This is a genomic window from Actinomyces oricola (assembly GCF_004104015.1).
Taxonomy (GTDB): Bacteria; Actinomycetota; Actinomycetes; order Actinomycetales; family Actinomycetaceae; genus Actinomyces; species Actinomyces oricola.
In genome coordinates this window covers 250,920-266,381 of the sequence record NZ_RYFV01000001.1, presented here as the reverse complement: position 1 = coordinate 266,381, position 15,462 = coordinate 250,920, and the positions used below count along the sequence as shown (strand labels likewise).

At 70.1% G+C, this 15,462-nt stretch carries 15 protein-coding genes and 1 riboswitch; of the genes, 8 read left to right on the top strand and 7 right to left on the bottom strand.

All coding sequences use genetic code 11. The annotated features are described in order from the left end of the window. Nucleotides 1-28: 28 nt before the first annotated feature. The 3 genes from putP to EUC46_RS01150 all read left to right on the top strand — a co-directional run bounded on the left by putP (nucleotide 29) and on the right by EUC46_RS01150 (nucleotide 3,816). Nucleotides 29-1,513, top strand: coding sequence for a sodium/proline symporter PutP (gene putP, locus EUC46_RS01160; protein WP_128772343.1), 1,485 nt, complete (start codon nucleotides 29-31; stop codon nucleotides 1,511-1,513). Nucleotides 1,514-1,621: 108 nt separating this feature from the next. Next, nucleotides 1,622-1,764, top strand: a riboswitch (FMN riboswitch). Nucleotides 1,765-1,909: 145 nt separating this feature from the next. Then, complete coding sequence (locus tag EUC46_RS01155) at nucleotides 1,910-2,716, top strand: ABC transporter permease (protein ID WP_241655315.1); 807 nt, start codon at nucleotides 1,910-1,912, stop codon at nucleotides 2,714-2,716. Nucleotides 2,717-2,760: 44 nt separating this feature from the next. After that, the gene (locus tag EUC46_RS01150) at nucleotides 2,761-3,816 is read left to right on the top strand and encodes an ABC transporter substrate-binding protein (RefSeq protein ID WP_128772341.1); all 1,056 of its coding nucleotides are present in this window, start codon (nucleotides 2,761-2,763) and stop codon (nucleotides 3,814-3,816) included. Here the strand turns inward: EUC46_RS01150 and hisG are convergent. The 7 genes from hisG to EUC46_RS01115 form a co-directional block, all read right to left on the bottom strand. Next, nucleotides 3,811-4,656, bottom strand: coding sequence for an ATP phosphoribosyltransferase (hisG, locus tag EUC46_RS01145; RefSeq protein ID WP_128772340.1), 846 nt, complete (start codon nucleotides 4,654-4,656; stop codon nucleotides 3,811-3,813). The two genes, EUC46_RS01150 and hisG, sit on opposite strands and share 6 nt — an antisense overlap. Nucleotides 4,657-4,773: 117 nt before the next feature. Then, on the bottom strand, nucleotides 4,774-5,037 hold the full coding sequence (locus tag EUC46_RS01140) for a phosphoribosyl-ATP diphosphatase (protein ID WP_128772339.1): 264 nt from the start codon (nucleotides 5,035-5,037) through the stop codon (nucleotides 4,774-4,776). A gap of 66 nt (nucleotides 5,038-5,103) precedes the next feature. Next, nucleotides 5,104-6,807 (bottom strand): ABC-2 family transporter permease, encoded by a 1,704-nt coding sequence (locus EUC46_RS01135; protein ID WP_128772338.1) that lies wholly within the window; start codon nucleotides 6,805-6,807, stop codon nucleotides 5,104-5,106. 32 nt (nucleotides 6,808-6,839) lie between these two features. Next, nucleotides 6,840-7,574 carry an ABC transporter ATP-binding protein gene (locus EUC46_RS01130; RefSeq protein WP_128772337.1) on the bottom strand — a complete coding sequence of 245 codons (735 nt, stop codon included), beginning with the start codon at nucleotides 7,572-7,574 and terminating at the stop codon, nucleotides 6,840-6,842. Between the two features lie 54 nt (nucleotides 7,575-7,628). Next, nucleotides 7,629-8,390 carry a response regulator gene (locus tag EUC46_RS01125; protein WP_241655314.1) on the bottom strand — a complete coding sequence of 254 codons (762 nt, stop codon included), beginning with the start codon at nucleotides 8,388-8,390 and terminating at the stop codon, nucleotides 7,629-7,631. 13 nt (nucleotides 8,391-8,403) lie between these two features. Then, nucleotides 8,404-9,726, bottom strand: a complete 1,323-nt coding sequence (locus EUC46_RS01120; RefSeq protein ID WP_241655313.1) for a sensor histidine kinase — start codon at nucleotides 9,724-9,726, stop codon at nucleotides 8,404-8,406. 199 nt (nucleotides 9,727-9,925) lie between these two features. Further along, a complete protein-coding gene (locus EUC46_RS01115) occupies nucleotides 9,926-11,116 on the bottom strand; it encodes a DUF3866 family protein (protein WP_128772335.1) in 1,191 nt (396 codons plus the stop codon). Nucleotides 11,117-11,190: 74 nt separating this feature from the next. Here EUC46_RS01115 and EUC46_RS01110 point away from each other — a divergent pair, with 74 nt between their 5' ends. The 5 genes from EUC46_RS01110 (at nucleotide 11,191) to EUC46_RS01090 (ending at nucleotide 15,433) form a co-directional block, all read left to right on the top strand. Beyond that, a complete protein-coding gene (locus EUC46_RS01110; RefSeq protein ID WP_241655312.1) occupies nucleotides 11,191-12,144 on the top strand; it encodes a helix-turn-helix transcriptional regulator in 954 nt (317 codons plus the stop codon). Continuing rightward, complete coding sequence (locus tag EUC46_RS01105) at nucleotides 12,144-13,166, top strand: helix-turn-helix transcriptional regulator (RefSeq protein ID WP_128772333.1); 1,023 nt, start codon at nucleotides 12,144-12,146, stop codon at nucleotides 13,164-13,166. Before EUC46_RS01110 ends, EUC46_RS01105 begins: the two co-directional genes overlap by 1 nt. A 48-nt stretch (nucleotides 13,167-13,214) precedes the next feature. Beyond that, a complete protein-coding gene (gene tatA, locus EUC46_RS01100) occupies nucleotides 13,215-13,484 on the top strand; it encodes a twin-arginine translocase TatA/TatE family subunit (protein ID WP_128772332.1) in 270 nt (89 codons plus the stop codon). Nucleotides 13,485-13,557: 73 nt separating this feature from the next. Continuing rightward, nucleotides 13,558-14,442 carry a twin-arginine translocase subunit TatC gene (gene tatC, locus EUC46_RS01095; protein ID WP_128772331.1) on the top strand — a complete coding sequence of 295 codons (885 nt, stop codon included), beginning with the start codon at nucleotides 13,558-13,560 and terminating at the stop codon, nucleotides 14,440-14,442. A gap of 40 nt (nucleotides 14,443-14,482) precedes the next feature. Further along, nucleotides 14,483-15,433 carry a diacylglycerol/lipid kinase family protein gene (locus tag EUC46_RS01090; RefSeq protein ID WP_128772330.1) on the top strand — a complete coding sequence of 317 codons (951 nt, stop codon included), beginning with the start codon at nucleotides 14,483-14,485 and terminating at the stop codon, nucleotides 15,431-15,433. Nucleotides 15,434-15,462 lie beyond the last annotated feature (29 nt).

Genomic DNA, 15,462 nt, shown 5'->3' with positions numbered 1-15,462 from the left:
CTGACAATGCTCATGAGAAGAGGCGCCAATGACAGACACCACCTTCGAGGCCATTGCGATGATCATTTACTTCGTCGCCATGATCTTGATCGGCCTGTGGGCCTACATGCGCACCAATGACATTGACGACTACATGCTCGCCGGCCGCGACCTCAATCCCTTCGTCGCCGCCCTGTCCGCCGGGGCCTCCGACATGTCCGGCTGGTTGCTCATGGGCCTGCCCGGCGCCCTGTACGCCTCAGGAATGGCCGAGTCCTGGATTGCCATTGGGCTGACCATTGGCGCCTGGGTGAACTGGAGGGCCGTGGCCCCGCGACTGCGCACCTACACCGAGGTGGCCGGCAACGCCATCACCATCCCCAGCTTCCTGGACAACCGCCTTCACGATCCGCGCCACCTCATGCGCCGGGTCGCGGGCGTGGTCATCCTGGTCTTCTTCACCTTCTACGTCTCCTCGGGAATGGTGGCCGGCGGCACCTTCTTCGAATCCTCTTTCGGCATGGACTACCGGCTGGGCATGACCATTGTCGCCGCCATTACGATCCTCTACACCCTGGTCGGCGGTTTCCTGGCGGTGTCCTACACCGACCTCGTCCAGGGCATCATGATGGTGGTGGCGCTCATTGCGGTGCCGGTCGTCGGCGTCATTCGCCTCGGCGGCCCCGGTGAGGTGGTCACAGCCGTGGGCGCCGTGGACCCCAACTACTGGGCCCTGGTGGGGTCGAGCGTCTCGGTCATGGGCGTCATCTCAGCCGTGGCCTGGGGCCTGGGCTACTTCGGGCAACCCCACATCATTGTGCGCTTCATGGCCATCCGCACCCCGGGGGAGGCCACGCAGGCCCGCCGCATTGGTATTGGCTGGATGCTCTTCGCCGTGTGCGGCGCCGCCGCCACCGCCATTGTCGGTGTTGCCGTCTACAAGCAGGACCCCGCCGCCCTGACCAATCCCGAAGCCGTATTCATCACCCTGGGCCAACTCCTCTTCCACCCCCTGGTGGCCGGTTTTATGCTCGCCGCCATTCTGGCTGCCATTATGTCCACAATCTCCTCCCAGCTGCTGGTGACCTCCTCGGCCCTCATTGAGGACCTTTACCGCACCATCCGCACCGGTGAGCTCTCCTCGAACCACCTGGTACTGGCCTCGCGCACCGCCGTGCTGGGGGTTTCCCTGGTGGCCGCGGCCATGGCGTGGAGCCGCAATGACACCATTCTTGGACTGGTGGCCTTCGCCTGGGCCGGTTTTGGGGCCTCCTTCGGCCCAACCGTCCTGTTGAGCCTGTACTGGCGGCGCCTGACCGCCACCGGCGCGGTGGCCGGCATGCTCATCGGCATGGTGACCGTCCTCGTGTGGGGCAATATCGAGGGCGGTCCTGGCGGCATCTTCGACCTGTACGAGATCATCCCCGGTTTCCTACTCAACTTGCTCGTGACCTGGACGGTGTCCTCGGCCTCCAGCCCGGCCGAAGAGGTCACCGAGGAGTTCAATGCCGCGATGGCCGCCCTGAGGAAGTGATCGCACCGCCCTGAACCCCGCCCCCCGGGTCCACAGGAGCCCGGTGTGACGACAGGCACGCCCGAGGGTCTCGTGGTCACTGACCCGGCCCGGTAGCCTGTGCGCAGCAACGTGCTCCGGGGTCGGTGAAAGTCCGAGCCGGCGGTGAGAGTCCGCGACCCGGGGAAGCCGCCCCGCCGGGGAGGCGCCCCCGGTTGAGCCGGTGGAACTCCGGCACCGACGGTGAAAGTCCGGATGGGAGGAAGCACGGGGCGCCGGCGCTGCCGGCCCCAGGGACCCGCCGTGGGCGGCGCATCCCAGGGGGACGACGCCGGCGGTGCCCGCGGGTTGTCGCGCCCTCACCCCGGAGGACCCCGGGGAACCGGTCCCCGGAGCGACCCGAGAGGACCCGCACGCGTGAGTACGGCAGCACCGCCGGCCACCACATGGCGCAGCCGCATTAATGCACCCGGCCCGGCGCTGGTCACCGGCCTGCTGGTTCTGGGCGCCTGGGCGGCCGTGACCCGCAGCGGCGCCGTCCCCGCTGTCTTCCTGCCCGATCCTGTAGCCGTCCTGGGACGCCTGTGGCTGGGTATTACCCGCACCAGCCTGCTCACCTACACCTGGGTGACCCTGCGCGAAGCCCTCCTGGGGTGCCTGGTCGCGGCCGTTTTCGCTCTGCCCCTGGCCTGGGGCCTGCACCACTGCCGCCGTTTCTCCCGCGCCGTGCTGCCCTACGTCGCCGCCAGCCAAGCAGTCCCCGCCATTGCCGTGGCGCCCCTGCTGGTCCTGTGGGTCGGATACGGCACTATTCCCGTGGTACTCCTGTGCGCCTTCATGGTGTTCTTCCCCATCACCGTCACCGTCCTCCTGGGACTGCGCGGCCTGGATGCGGACGTCGTAGACGCCGCCAGGCTCGACGGCGCGCACGGCCTGACCATGGTGGTCCACATTGAGCTGCCCATGACCCTGCCTGCGATCCTCTCAGGCCTGCGCACCGGCTTCACCCTGTCCATCACTGGCGCCGTGGTGGGGGAGATGACCATGGGGGGTGAGGGCCTGGGCATGGTGCTGTCCTCCCAGCGCGACTCGGTGGACACCACCGGGCTGTTCGCCACCCTCATCCTCATGTGCACCCTGGCCACCACCATCCACTGGTGCCTCCACGAGCTGGAGCGGCGCAGCCGCGTCGTCAACGCCCTGCGCGGGCGCCGTGCCACCTGACCTTCGATCCACCCTCCATGAGCCCCCAACCCGAAGGAACCGCCATGCCCCCCTTTTCCGCCGGCCGCCCCCTGCCCACCACGGTCAGCCTCTCCCGGCGCCGCCTGCTCGGCGCGGGCCTGGCCGCCGGCGTCGCCGGCATTCTGGGGAATCTGTCCGCCTGCTCGTCGGGCACCGCCTCCCAAGCCGGCTCAGCAGCCGGTGGCCTGACCATTGGCCTGACTTACACCCCCAATATCCAATTCGGCCCCTTCTACCTGGCCGCCTCGCGCGGCCAGTACGCCCCGGACGTGAAGCTGCGCCACCACGGCGCCCAGGAGGGGCTCTTCGACGCCCTGGCCGCCGGCACGGAGCAGGTGGTGATCGCCGGCGGCGACGAGGCCGCGGTGGCCGCCTCCAACGGCTCGGACCTGGTGGTCATTGGCGGCTGCTACCAGAAGTACCCGGTGTGCGTCATCGTCCCCGAATCCTCCCCGATCACCGATCTGGCGGGCCTGCGGGGCCGCAGCGTGGGCCTGCCGGGGCGCTACGGGGAGAACTGGTTCGCCCTCGAACTGGCCATGGACACCGCGGGGCTGGCAGAGGACGACCTGGACATCCAGGAGATCGGCTTCACCCAGCAGGCCGCCCTTATCGGCGGCAAGGTGGAGGCGATCGTGGGCTTCTCCAACAACGATGCCGTCCAGATCGGCCTGGCGGGCACACCAGTGCGCCTCATCCCCATTGCTGAGCAGATCCCACTGCTGGGAGTGTCCATCATCACCAGCCGCGCCGTCCTGGACCAGCACCGCACCGAGCTCATCGACCTGGTCACGGCCTCCGCCGCGGGCATGACCGCCTTCGTGAACGAGCCCGACGCCGCCGTCGAGGCCACCAAGGCGTACCTGCCCGACCTGGCCGATGCCACCGAGGCCGCCAAGGCCAAGGAGGTGGCGGTGTCCACCGGCGAACTCATCCGCCCCAGCGAGAAGACCGTGATTGGCGCCCTGGTTCAGGAGCACGTCGGGGACATGATCGACTTCCTCTCCGGGCACAACCTGCTGGGGGAGGTCGCCATTACCTCCGACGACATCTGCGACCCGCTGCTGACCGTCTCATAGGCGGCAGGCCAGCAGCGAGGAGACCAGGATCGCTCGAGCACCAACCTGGTAGAGCTCATCCATAATCCGGTTCGTGTCCTTGCGGGGGACCATGGCGCGCACCGCCACCCAGTCCGGGTTCTGCAGCGGTGAGACAGTGGGGGACTCAATGCCGGGAGTCACCCGCGCCGCCAGGTGCAGCTTGCTCATGGGCACGTCGTAGTCCACCAGCACGTAGGAGCGCGCCCGCAGCACCCCCTCCAGGCGGCGCACCAGCGTGGCCAGGCCCGCCTCCTCCACATACCGCCCGGTCGTGATGAGGACCGCCTCACTGGCCAGGATGGGCTCGGCGAAGACCTCCAGGCCGGCGGCGCGCAGCGTGGTGCCCGTCTCCACCACGTCGGCAATGAGGTCGGCCACACCGAGCTGGACGGAGGATTCCACCGCACCGTCGAGGTGGACGGTGGTGGCCTCCACCCCATGCTCACTGAGGTAGTTGCGCACCAGCACGTCATAGGACGTGGCCACGCGCTTGCCGGCCACGTCCTCCAGGCTCGACATGGTCCCGGCGGGGGCGGCGAAGCGGAAGGTGGAGCGGGCGAAGCCCAGGGCCAGATGCTCCACGGCCTCCACCCCGGAGTCCAGGAGCAGGTCGCGGCCGGTAATGCCGGCATGAACCGTGCCCTGACCCACGTAGACGGCAATGTCGCGGGGCCGCAAGAAGAACAGCTCGACGTCGTTGGCCTCATCGACCAGGACCAGTTCACGGCCGGTGCGGCGGGTACGATAGCCCGCCTCCTTCAGCAAGGTGATGGCGGGCTCGGACAAAGAGCCCTTATTGGGCACGGCTATGCGCAGCACGACTTTCCTGACTGTAGAGGGGTGGGCCGGCGGCGGGGGAGCCACCGGTGAGGGGCTGACGGGACTCCCCGCCACGGCGGGGCCCTGCAGGGCGCAGCGCCGTGGCGGGCCCCGCCCTCACAGGTGCGTGTAGACGTCCTTGAGGGAGTAGCCCTTGGCGACCATCATGACCTGCACGTGGTAGAGCAGTTGACTGAGCTCCTCGCAGGCCGCCTCATCGGACTCGTGCTCGCACGCCATCCAGGCCTCAGCCGCCTCCTCAACGAGCTTCTTGCCAATGAAGTGGACTCCGCGGTCGAGCTCGGCGACCGTCCCCGACCCCTGGGGGCGGGTGGCGGCCTTGTGCTCCAGCTCAGCGAACAGGTCCTCAAAGGTCTTCATGGGCTAAGGCTAGCGGAGAGCCCGGGAGAGGCCCGCATCCTCGCGCCCGCCCGGCCCTGCGGTGGCCTACTCGCGCACGGCCACCGCACTGGCACGCCACCAGGCTATGGCCAAGGACGCAACAGCGGCCAGAACGCCGAGCACGGTAATACTCAACCAGTACTGCGGGAAGGAGTGAGCCACCCGCATCCAGCCCCAGGGGCCGCTCAGCCACATGGAGGTGCGGGCCAGGACATCATTGCCGCCGATTATCAGACCACTGAGCAGCAGCACCCCATTGACCGCGATTGCGCTCACCGGCCGGGCGCACATGGCCACGCTCATGCTCACCGAGACCACCATGAGGGCCACCGCAGGCATGACCGCCAGGGCGTACACGCTCCCCATGATCGCGCCCAGCCCGGGATCGGTCCTCACTAGCGGTTCACCCCAGCGGGCCACTAGCCAGATCCCGGTCAGCACCGGCACGAGGAAGACGCCCTGCAGCAGGATCAGGGAGGCCAGAAGCCTGGCGGGGCCGCAGCGCAGAAGCAGACTCCGCCACGCCGGCGCCACCGAACCCCAGGTGGTGATCCCCATGACCGCGGCGGACAGGGGCAGGCCCGCCAGCTCCAACAGCCCCAGGGCCGCATCGGGGGAGTACACGGCACGAACCACCAGCACCACGCCCAGGAAGACCGCGCCTAGCGCCGACCACAGCGTCCACGGCAAGACCCCGGCCAGTCCCGCCACAGCCGAGCGCAGCCCGGAACCGTTGGCCACCGCGGCTCCCACCTTCGCACGGGCGTCAAGGCCACCGGCCCTCCGGGCGCGCGCATCCCGCGGCGCCTGGACCAGGGCCTCCGGTCCCCGGCCGGCCCGATCGGACTGCCCGCCCGACCCGGCCCGCCCCACGGCGACCGGGCCGCCAGTGATCAGGTCCCGTGGGCGGGACCGCCCCCCAGGGCCGGACCCCGCCAGGAGTGCGATGGCAGCGCCCGCCGCGCCCAGGGCGGCTGTCAGCAGGAATCCGGGCAGCAGCGGGTAGTCCCACACCGGTGAGCCGGCCTCCAACAGGACGCTATTGCCATGGACCCCCAAGAGGGACAGCGGGGGACGGGCGCACCAGGCCCATGGCCACATCCACCAGTCGTCCCTCTCAGCTTGCGTAGCGCCGGCAAGGGACCACACCAGCCCCATAATCGGGGCCGCCCCCACGGCGGCGACCCCCGCCACCCGGTAAGCCACCACGCCCCAGGCGCTGGCCCCGGCGACCACCATCCACATGAACAGCCCGAACAGCAGATAGTTGCGCCACGGCCCCCACCCGTTGCCCGCTAGCAGCGCGTCCAGAACCACCGGAGCAATGAGCGCCACCTGACAGGCCAGGGCCGACACCCACATGACGGCCAGGCGGGCGACCAGAACCCGCCGGGGCGCAACCGCCCGCCAGGCAGCCCCACCCTGGCGCCACCGCTCCTCGCGCCACTGCGCCATGACCCCCACCAGCAGCCCCAGCGACACCGCGAAGCCCGCAGGATACAAGTGCATCCAGGCCAGGGCATTGCCATTCCAGGCCACCTCCAGGACCGCTCCCTGGCCGATCGAGGCGTGGGACAAGCGAATGGTCTGAAGGGTGAAGACCGCTGTGACAGCAACGACCCCCCAGGTGAAGGTCCGCTGCGAGCGCAGGAGTTCGGCGCAAAACAGGTCCCACGGCCCCACCCGGTGGCCGGGGCCCCGCGCCCCACGGCGGGAGGCGCGGCGGAGCACCGCGGGTGCGTCTGTCATGACGACGGCCTGTGGTACGGCCTGGGGCGCGGTCATGACCGTGCCCCCGCCTCGACAGCCTCCAGGAAGGCCGCCTCAAGCGCCCGAGGGTCATCGATCCCGGCAAGGCGCTCCAACGGCCCCTGGTAGACCAGGCGCCCGGCGGCCAGGACCCCGATGTCGTCGCTAATACGGGCCATCTCCCCGAGCTGGTGGCTGGAGACCACCACCGTGCGCCCCTCATCGGCCAAGACGCGCACCAGGTCCCGCAACTCAATCATGCCGGCCGGGTCCAGACCGTTCTGGGGCTCGTCGAGAATGAGCACAGCCGGGTCGGTCAGCAGCGCCATGGCCAACGCCAAACGCACCTTCATGCCGGTGGAGAAGCGGCCGGCGCGCTTGCGACCCGCCTGGGCCAGGTCCACCACCTCCAGCAGCGGGTCAATGACCTCAGTGGCGGTGCCCGTCAGGCGGCAGTGGACCAGCAGGTTGCGCCGAGCCGAGAGCTGGGGGAAGAAGGCGGGGCCATTGACCAGGGCCCCCACCTGAGCCAGGCACTCCCGGCGGAAGGGGGCGCCAAGGACCTCCACGCTTCCAGCGTCCGGGCGCAACAGTCCCAGGGCAATATTGAACGCGGTGGACTTGCCCGCGCCATTGAGCCCCAAAAGGCCGTAGACACGGCCGGGGCGGGCGGTGAGGTCAAGGCCGTCCAGGACGCGCTGGCCGGCGAAGGACTTGGAGATCCCCGCCAGGCGCAGGCCGGGTGAGGCGGATGCGACAGTACTCATGCCCCCAAGACTCCGCCCAGAGCCCCGGCCGCGGATCCCCACCAGGGATACGGTTCACGACGACTGCGCCCCGCCCATCCCCTCCCTGGGGAGGAGACCGGTGGTGAAGGCGTGAACCACCAGCTCGACGCGATTGCGGCAGCCGGTCTTGCCCAGCACCGCCTTGACATGCGACTTGACGGTGGACTCGGCCACAAGCAGGCGCTCGGCGACCTGCGCGTTGGACAAGCCCTGGCACACCAGGGCCAGCACCGCCTGCTCGCGCTCGGTCAGGGGCTCGACCCAGGCCATGGGCGCGGAAGATGCAGAAGGCGACACGGACGGCGGTGCCCCCGCCCCGCCAGGGGCCGGCGGGCCCACCTCCTGAGGACTGCCGTCAAGGTGGCGCAGGACCGTGGCGGTAATGGCCGGATCCAGCCAGGAACGGCCCTGGGCCAGGGCGCGCACGGCGGCCAGCAATGCGGCCGGCTCCGTGTCCTTGAGGACGAACCCGTCCGCGCCCGCCCGCAGTGAGGCCAGCACCAAGTCCTCGTCATCGAATGTGGTCAGCACCAGGATACGCACTGAAGCGGTCAGCGCCTCATCCCGCAGGGCGCGGATGGCACTGACGCCGTCAAGTACGGGCATGCGCAGGTCCATGAGAACCACGTCAGCCCCATGGCGCTTGCGGGCCGCTGCGCGCAGCGCCTCGACGGCCTGGAGCCCATTGGTGGCGCTGAGCACCACCTCCATGTCCGGCTGGGCGGTGATCAGCGCCGTGAAGGCCCCCACCAGCAGCGGTTGGTCGTCGACAATGGCCACGTCAATGGACGTCACCTCAGGGCTCCTTTCAGCCGGCGGGCATGGGGCGGGAGACGGGGAATTCGGCTTCCAGAACGAATCCGGGGCCTGCGCCCAGGGTGGTGGCCCCATGGGTGAGGGTGCCTCCCGCCAAGCGCAGGCGTTCGGCCAGGCCGAGGAGGCCATAACCGTTCCCGTCCTGGCCGATGCCGCCAGTATTTTCGGTGTTTTCGGCGTCCCCGCCAGGTTCGCCCCGCGTGACGCTGTCGCCCGGCACCGAGTTGACGACACGCAGGTGGCAGCGGCCCTCCGGGGCCGTGAGTTCCAAGATGGCTGTGCCCCCGGAGTGGCGCAGCACGTTGGTCAGCGCCTCGGAGACCAGCCGCATGAGGGTGAGCCGCTGAATCACCGACCAGGTCTGGTTCCAGGTGGCGAGCTCCTCGGCCCCGGGCACTTTGGCGTCCAGGGTGAGGCCCCCACTGCGGGCGGTCTCCAGCAGGCGGGGCAGGAGGCTCAGGTCGGCCAGTGGCGCCGCCTCCCCGGTACCGGTCCGCAGCAGGCCGACGAGCTCACGTACGGCGGCCAGCGAGGCGTCCGACGTATCACGGATGGTGGTCAGGGCCGAGCGCAGATCCTCGGGGCCGCCCAGCGCCAGACCCGTCGCCGCCTGCACCTTGACGGCGGTCAGGGTGTGACCGACCAGGTCGTGGAGCTCACGGGCCAGGCGCAGCCGCTCCGCGTCCACCGCCTGAGAGGCCGCCTGGGCCAGGTCGCGGTCGCGGTCTTCGGCGATGCGCCTGCGCGAGGAGGCGCGCAGGTAGGTGAGGATGACGGTGATCATGCATCCCAGGGAGAAGAGCACAATGGAGGCGCTGCTGGCGCGACCATCGCTCAGGTACTGGTAGCTGGTCAATGTGACCGGATTGGCCACCGCCCCGGCCAGGGCCAGGAGCAGGGCCGCGGTGCCCCAGCGCCGGTCGGGCTCCCAGCGGACCACGGCGTGCAGGCCGGTCAGGGCCGTCACAATAATGGGGTTGAGGCCGAGGCTGACCGGCGAGACCAGCAGGAGGGCGGCGTAGAGGACCAGCAGGGTGTAGGTGGCGGTGAAGACCGCCCGCAGGCGGAGCAGTCGTAGGGGTTGGACCAATGCCAGCCCCAGGCACAGGAGCAGGTTGGCCACATAGATCGGATAGGGGCCGTAGTCCTCGATAAAGGTCCATTCGCTTAAGGCCAGGAGCGTCAGGGGGACGCTGAGTAAGACGTCGACCAGGGCGAGGCCGCGTCGTCCCCCGTTGCGGGGAACCATGCGGTGGTGGGCGCGCCAGTCTAGGGCTCTGGCCACCGGGGCGCCTGCCCCCAGATCCGGTCTCACGGGCCCCGTCTCCTTACCTGCTCAATATCTGCTTAAGCAGCTAGCTATCCGCTTAGCTGCTGATTATCTGATTATCTGCTGAGGGGCCCGGGAACCTTGAGGGCCCGGTTTCATGCCACGGTCGTGTTCATGCCCGCCGCGCTGGTCCAGTGCAGGAGGCCGGTCGGGGAGCCGGGCACGGGTTGGGGCGGGCGCATGTTCAGAGCCCGTCCTCCAATAGGGCGCGGGCGTGGCGCCCGGCGGCGGCGGCGGCCAGGAAGGCGGCGGGGTCCGCCTCCAGGCTGCGGCCCATGGTGGACAGGCGCACGCCGGTGGCGGCCTCCGCGCGGTGCAGCGCCTCCATGAGACCGCCCAGGGGCACCTCGACCAGGCGGTGGCGCTTCCCACGCTCGCGTGGGGAGCAGATCTGCTGGGCCTGCTCGCGCACCTGGATCCCCAGGTCGCCGCCCAGGTCGGGCACGACCACATCGGCTCCGGCCAACGCCACCTGGCTGTAAGCGGTCATGGAGTGGTGGGACACCCCCCGGTGGCGGGGGCGCGGGTCGGCTTGGGAGACGCGCAGGCAGGCCACGGCCCGGCCCCCCAGGGTGTCAATGGCGTTAATAGCGTCCCCGCAGGCCACCCCGGAGAAACCCCAAGGCGTGTCGGTGCCCAGGTTGCCGGGCCCCTGGATGAGGACGACCACCTGCGCGCCGAGCACGTGGCGGGCCGCCAGTAGGGCGTTGTGGACACTGACGGCCTCCACGTCTCCGCCCCAGGCCTGACCCGCGGTCACGGTCCCGGCCAGCCACCCCCTGTCGCGCAGGGCCGCCACCGTGCGCGAATAGGGCAGGGGCAGGGCCCCGCCGTCGCTCATGACGTAGACGGTGCGCGGCAGGGGCTCAGCCGGTTCAATGCCCGAGCCCCCTGCGGGCAGGGGGGAACCGAGCCCGGCCAGGATGGCGGGCAAACTGGAGTGCAGGTCGGCGACAATAACGGGCGCTCCGGCCAGGGTAAGCTCCCCCAAGGGGGCGGCCAGCAGCCGGTGGTGGGGGGTGTCCTGCTCGTCGACACCGGTGACCATGACCTGGTCGGGCATGTAGCGGACCTTGACCAGGTGACCCTGGCGCGGCGGGTCCTCGGGCAGGACGTCTAGGCGGGCGGTGACCATGGCGTGCCCCCCGGTGCCCAGCCCGCGGTCCAGGGCCGAGACCTCTAGGCGCACAAGCTCCCCGATACCGGGCACGCCCGTGAGGGACTCATAGGCGACGGCGTCAATCCTATGGCCGGGCAGCAGGCGCGCCGCACCATCCGGCGCGCGGGTCAGGCGCGCCTCCAACTCGGCGCAGCGCCGGCCCGCCGCCCCCCAGGTGCGCCGCAGGGCCAGGACCTGTCCGTCGCGCCACATCATGGCGGCAACCATAGACGACCATGGGATGTGCGGGGCGCTGCGGAGGCGGGCCCCGAGCGCATACGCTGTGCGCTGTGAGCCGGTCCACGATCCCCGCCGAGGAGCGCCAGGTCAATCTTCTGCTTGCGCTGCGCTCTACCGGCACCGGGTTGACGGTCACCCAGATCCTGGGCACGGTCGCCGGCTACGGGCCCGGCGCCGCGGCCTCGGCCCGCCGCATGTTCGAGCGCGACAAGGAGGTCCTGCGCAGCCTGGGGATTGTGCTGAGCGTCTCGGGGACGGGGGAGGAGACCCGCTACCGGCTGGCTGAGGAGGACTACGCCATGCCCCCGGTCCGCCTAAGCGCCCAGCACGCCGCCGCCCTGGCCCTGGCCGCCTCGGCCTGGCGTGACGGCTCCCTGCCGGGAGTCGCCCGGCAGGCCCTGACCAAGCTGCGGGCCGTTGCCGCCCTGGGCGGCGAGGACCCATCGTGGGCCCTGCCCGACCTCACCGTGGACCTGGCCGGCAATGAGCTCCCCGCCGCCCTGGTGTCCGCCGTCGAGGAGCGCCGGCGCGTCACCTTCGATTACGTCTCCTCCCACTCGGGCACAACGCGGGCCCGCAGTGTCGAGCCGCACCGTTTGACCATGGTGGAGGGCGCCTGGTACCTCGACGGGGTGGATACCGCTGTGGGCGCTCCGCGCCGCTTCCGCCTGGCCCGGATCCTCGGCGAGGTGACCGTCCACGGCCGGGCCGGCGCCTTCGCCCCGGCGCACCACAGTGCGCCGGGCTCCAGCACCGCTGTTCTGGCGGTGCTGCCCGGGCGTGCCCTGGGCCTGCGCCGGCGCGCCGAGGACGCCCCCGCCTGGGCCCGCCGGCGGGCCGCCCGTGCCGGAAGGCAGGCCATTGCCGTGACTTACACCGATCCCTTCAGCTTCGCCGGCACCCTGGCGGCGTTGGGTGAGGCCGTCGTCGTCCTAAAGCCGACCGATCTGCGCCAGGCGGTCCTGGCCCACCTGCGGGGCGCCGCCGCACTGGGGTGGGACTAATGGCTCGCCGCCCCTCCTCTGAGCGCCTCGTGCGACTCCTGGCCCTGACCGCCTGGGTGGCCGAGCACGACGGCGCCACCATTGATCAGGCGGCCGCCCACTTCGATGTCAGTGGCGCCACTATCCGCCGCGACATTGAAACCCTGTGGGTGGCAGGGCTGCCCGGCGGCATGCCCGACCAGCTGGTGGACTTCGACGCCGAGGCCTTCGAATCCGGGCGCCTGAGCCTGCGTGAGCCCCAAGGGCTCGACCTGCCGGTGAGGCTGTCACGGCAGGAGGCGGTCTCCCTGTTGCTGAGCCTGCGGGTCCTGCGCAATCTGCTGGCGGCCGATTCGGGAGCCGCCACCACCATGGACGAGGCCGCCGCGGCACTGGAGGTTGCGTTGGGCGGGCCTCCTCAGGAGGCCCAGGATCGGCCCGAGCCCCCGGCCGGGCGGGCAGGAGTGAGTCGGGCAATCCTGGCCGCCGTGCGGCGGGCCCTCAATGAGCGTCGTCGTCTCCACCTGTCTTACGTCTCGGCCACCGACGAGCACTCCGAGCGTGATGTCGACCCGGTCGCCCTGTTCAGCGACGGCTCCCACCTGTGGCTGCGGGCCTGGTGCCTGAGCGCCGGCGCCGAGAGGACCTTTCGTCTTGATCGGGTGCTGGCCGCCCAGGTCCTGGCAGCACCGGCGACCGGCCACCGTGCCACGGGACGCCCTGCGGCCCCCACCGCTGTGACCGCCACACTCACCTTGGCCCCCACCGGGCGCTGGCTGGTTGAGCAAGTTCCCTGCGACGCCGTCGAGCACACCCCCCGGGGCACTATCCGGGCCACGGTCACCGGCCGGGACCAGGCCTGGCTGGAGGGCCTGGTCCTCTCCGCCGGACGGCATCTTCTGTCCGTCGAGCCGCCCGGGCTGGCCGCGGCCGCCGCCTCCAGGGCCCGGCGCGCCCTGGAAGCCGATGCCGCCGTGCACGACCCTACGCCGACGGTGGAACGCGACGAACGCCATGACGGGGCATCCTCGGGCGGACGTTAGACTCTACCCCGTCTCATCGAGCCACGTCCTTAGATTAGGAGTAGTGCTGTGAAGTTCTCACCGACCCATATCGTCGTCCTGCTCGTCCTCGTCCTGCTCATTTTCGGGGCCGGCAAGCTCCCCGAGATTGCCGGCAGCATTGGCAAATCGATGAAGGTCTTCAAGAAGGAGATCAAGGAGCTCCGCGAGGACGAGCCCGCCCAGACCCCTCCTCCGGCCCAGATCCAGCAGCCCCAGCAGGGCACCTACTACACCCAGCCCACTCAGGAGGGTCAGGTCGCCCCCCAGCAGGGCGGCGACGGCTCCGCCCAACAGTGAGGCCCTGACCATTCACGGACGGGTGGCTCCCACGCGGCCCCGCCCGTACAACAGACGAACCAGGAGGAGCGTCGTGCCGCACCTGCCCAAGATCTCAAAGACGAGTCGCAGGGACAACCCAGAGGCGCGCATGTCCATTGGGGACCACCTGCGCGAGCTGCGCAATCGGCTTTTCATCTCCGCCCTAGCCGTGCTCATTATGGCGATCGTCGGCTACATGGTCTACGAGCCGGTCTTCTCCTTCATTACCCGGCCGATTAACGCCGCCAACGCCAACGGCGCCAACCTGACACTGAACTTCGACACAATCCTGGCCTCCTTCGACATGAAGCTCAAGGTGTCTATTTGGCTGGGCGTCTTCTTCGCCTCCCCGGTGTGGATGTACGAGTTCTGGGCTTTTGTGGGCCCGGGCATGACGAAGAAGGAGAAGATTTACGCCTGGGCCTACGGCACTGTGGGCCTACTGCTCTTCCTGGCCGGCGCCGCCTTGGGCATCTGGATCATGCCGCATGCGGTGGCCATTTTGACCAGTTTCATCCCCACCGGCCCCACCGCGGGGATCATTGGGGCCGGTCTTTACCTGTCCTTCGTCATGCGCCTGGTGCTGGTCTTCGGCATCGCCTTCCTCCTGCCCGAGCTGCTTGTGGCCCTCAACCGGCTGGGTTTGATGAAGGGCACGACCATGCTCAAGGGGTGGCGCTGGGCGGTGCTGCTCATTTTCACTTTCATGGCCTTCGCGAACCCCCTGCCCGACCCCTGGTCCATGATCTTTATGGCCCTGCCCATTACCGGCCTGTACTTCCTGGCCTGCTTCCTCTCCATCCGCCACGACAAACATGTGGCCAAGAGGCGCGCCGAGGAGGATGCGGCCCTGGACGCCGCCCTGGCCCCCAAGGCGCCCGCCCTGCCCGCCTCAACCCCCGCCGGGGAGCCTCAGGCCGGCAAGGACCAGGCCTGAGGCTCCCCGGCCGTCCCCCGAACCACCTGAACCCTGAACGATGAAGCTCGGTCTTGTCTCCAACCCCGCCTCCGGTCACGGCCGCCACCGCAGCGCCGAGGATCTGGCCCGCGGCGCCCTGGTGCGCCGCGGGCACGACCTGCTGGTAGCCACCTCCACCTGTTACGACACCAGTCGTCAGGCCGCCACCGACCTGCTGGGGGAGGGCATTGACGCCCTGGTCGTGGTCGGCGGGGACGGCATGGTCCATCTGGGGCTCGACGTCGTCGCCCAAACGGACGTGCCCATGGGCATTATTGCCACCGGGACCGGCAATGACGTCGCCCGGCACTTCGGCTTGCCCGCCCGGGACGTCGAAGCCGCCGCCGACATTATTGACGCCGCCCTGCGCGGCCAAGGCCGCATTGAGGCCTGCGACGCCATCCACGTCACCCGCCCCGACGGAACCCGTGTGCCCGACGAGCACGAGTGGTGCATGGCCACGGTCGGCATCGGCATTGACGCCCAGATCAACGCCCGGGCCAACGCCTTGGTGTGGCCCCACGGCGAGGGCCGCTACCTGGCCGCCGTCCTGCCCGAGCTCGCCATCCTGCGCCCCTTCGGCTACCGCGTGACCACTGACTCGGGCACCTGGGCGGGCCCCGCCCTGGTGCTGGCAGTGGCCAACACCCGCTACATAGGCGGTGGCATGGAGTTGGCGCCGACCGCGGACACCAGCGACGGGCTGCTTGACGTGCTGCACCTGGACCCGGTGGGGCGCCTATCCCTGGGGCGCCTGGTGCGGCGCATCTTCGTCGGGAAGCACCTGGACCACCCGGCCGTCCACCACGAGCGCACCCGCGCGATCGTCATTGAGCCCTGGGCCGGGGACGCGCACTGGCTGCGCCGCCCGCCCCTCGCCTTCGCCGACGGCGAGCCCCTGGAGCACCTGCCGCTGCGCCTACGGGCCGCCCCCGGGGCGGTGCGGGTGCTCCTGCCCGCCGCCCAGTAGGGCTCACCCGGCCCGCATCTGGTCGGAGC

Excerpts from the sequence above, each read along its gene's own strand:
- putP (WP_128772343.1), top strand. The coding sequence starts at position 29 with ATGACAGACACCACCTTCGAGGCCATTGCGATGATCATTTACTTCGTC.
- EUC46_RS01150 (WP_128772341.1), top strand. The coding sequence starts at position 2,761 with ATGCCCCCCTTTTCCGCCGGCCGCCCCCTGCCCACCACGGTCAGCCTC.
- EUC46_RS01140 (WP_128772339.1), bottom strand. The coding sequence starts at position 5,037 with ATGAAGACCTTTGAGGACCTGTTCGCTGAGCTGGAGCACAAGGCCGCC.
- EUC46_RS01135 (WP_128772338.1), bottom strand. The coding sequence starts at position 6,807 with ATGACAGACGCACCCGCGGTGCTCCGCCGCGCCTCCCGCCGTGGGGCG.
- EUC46_RS01130 (WP_128772337.1), bottom strand. The coding sequence starts at position 7,574 with ATGAGTACTGTCGCATCCGCCTCACCCGGCCTGCGCCTGGCGGGGATC.
- EUC46_RS01115 (WP_128772335.1), bottom strand. The coding sequence starts at position 11,116 with ATGATGTGGCGCGACGGACAGGTCCTGGCCCTGCGGCGCACCTGGGGG.
- EUC46_RS01105 (WP_128772333.1), top strand. The coding sequence starts at position 12,144 with ATGGCTCGCCGCCCCTCCTCTGAGCGCCTCGTGCGACTCCTGGCCCTG.
- EUC46_RS01090 (WP_128772330.1), top strand. The coding sequence starts at position 14,483 with ATGAAGCTCGGTCTTGTCTCCAACCCCGCCTCCGGTCACGGCCGCCAC.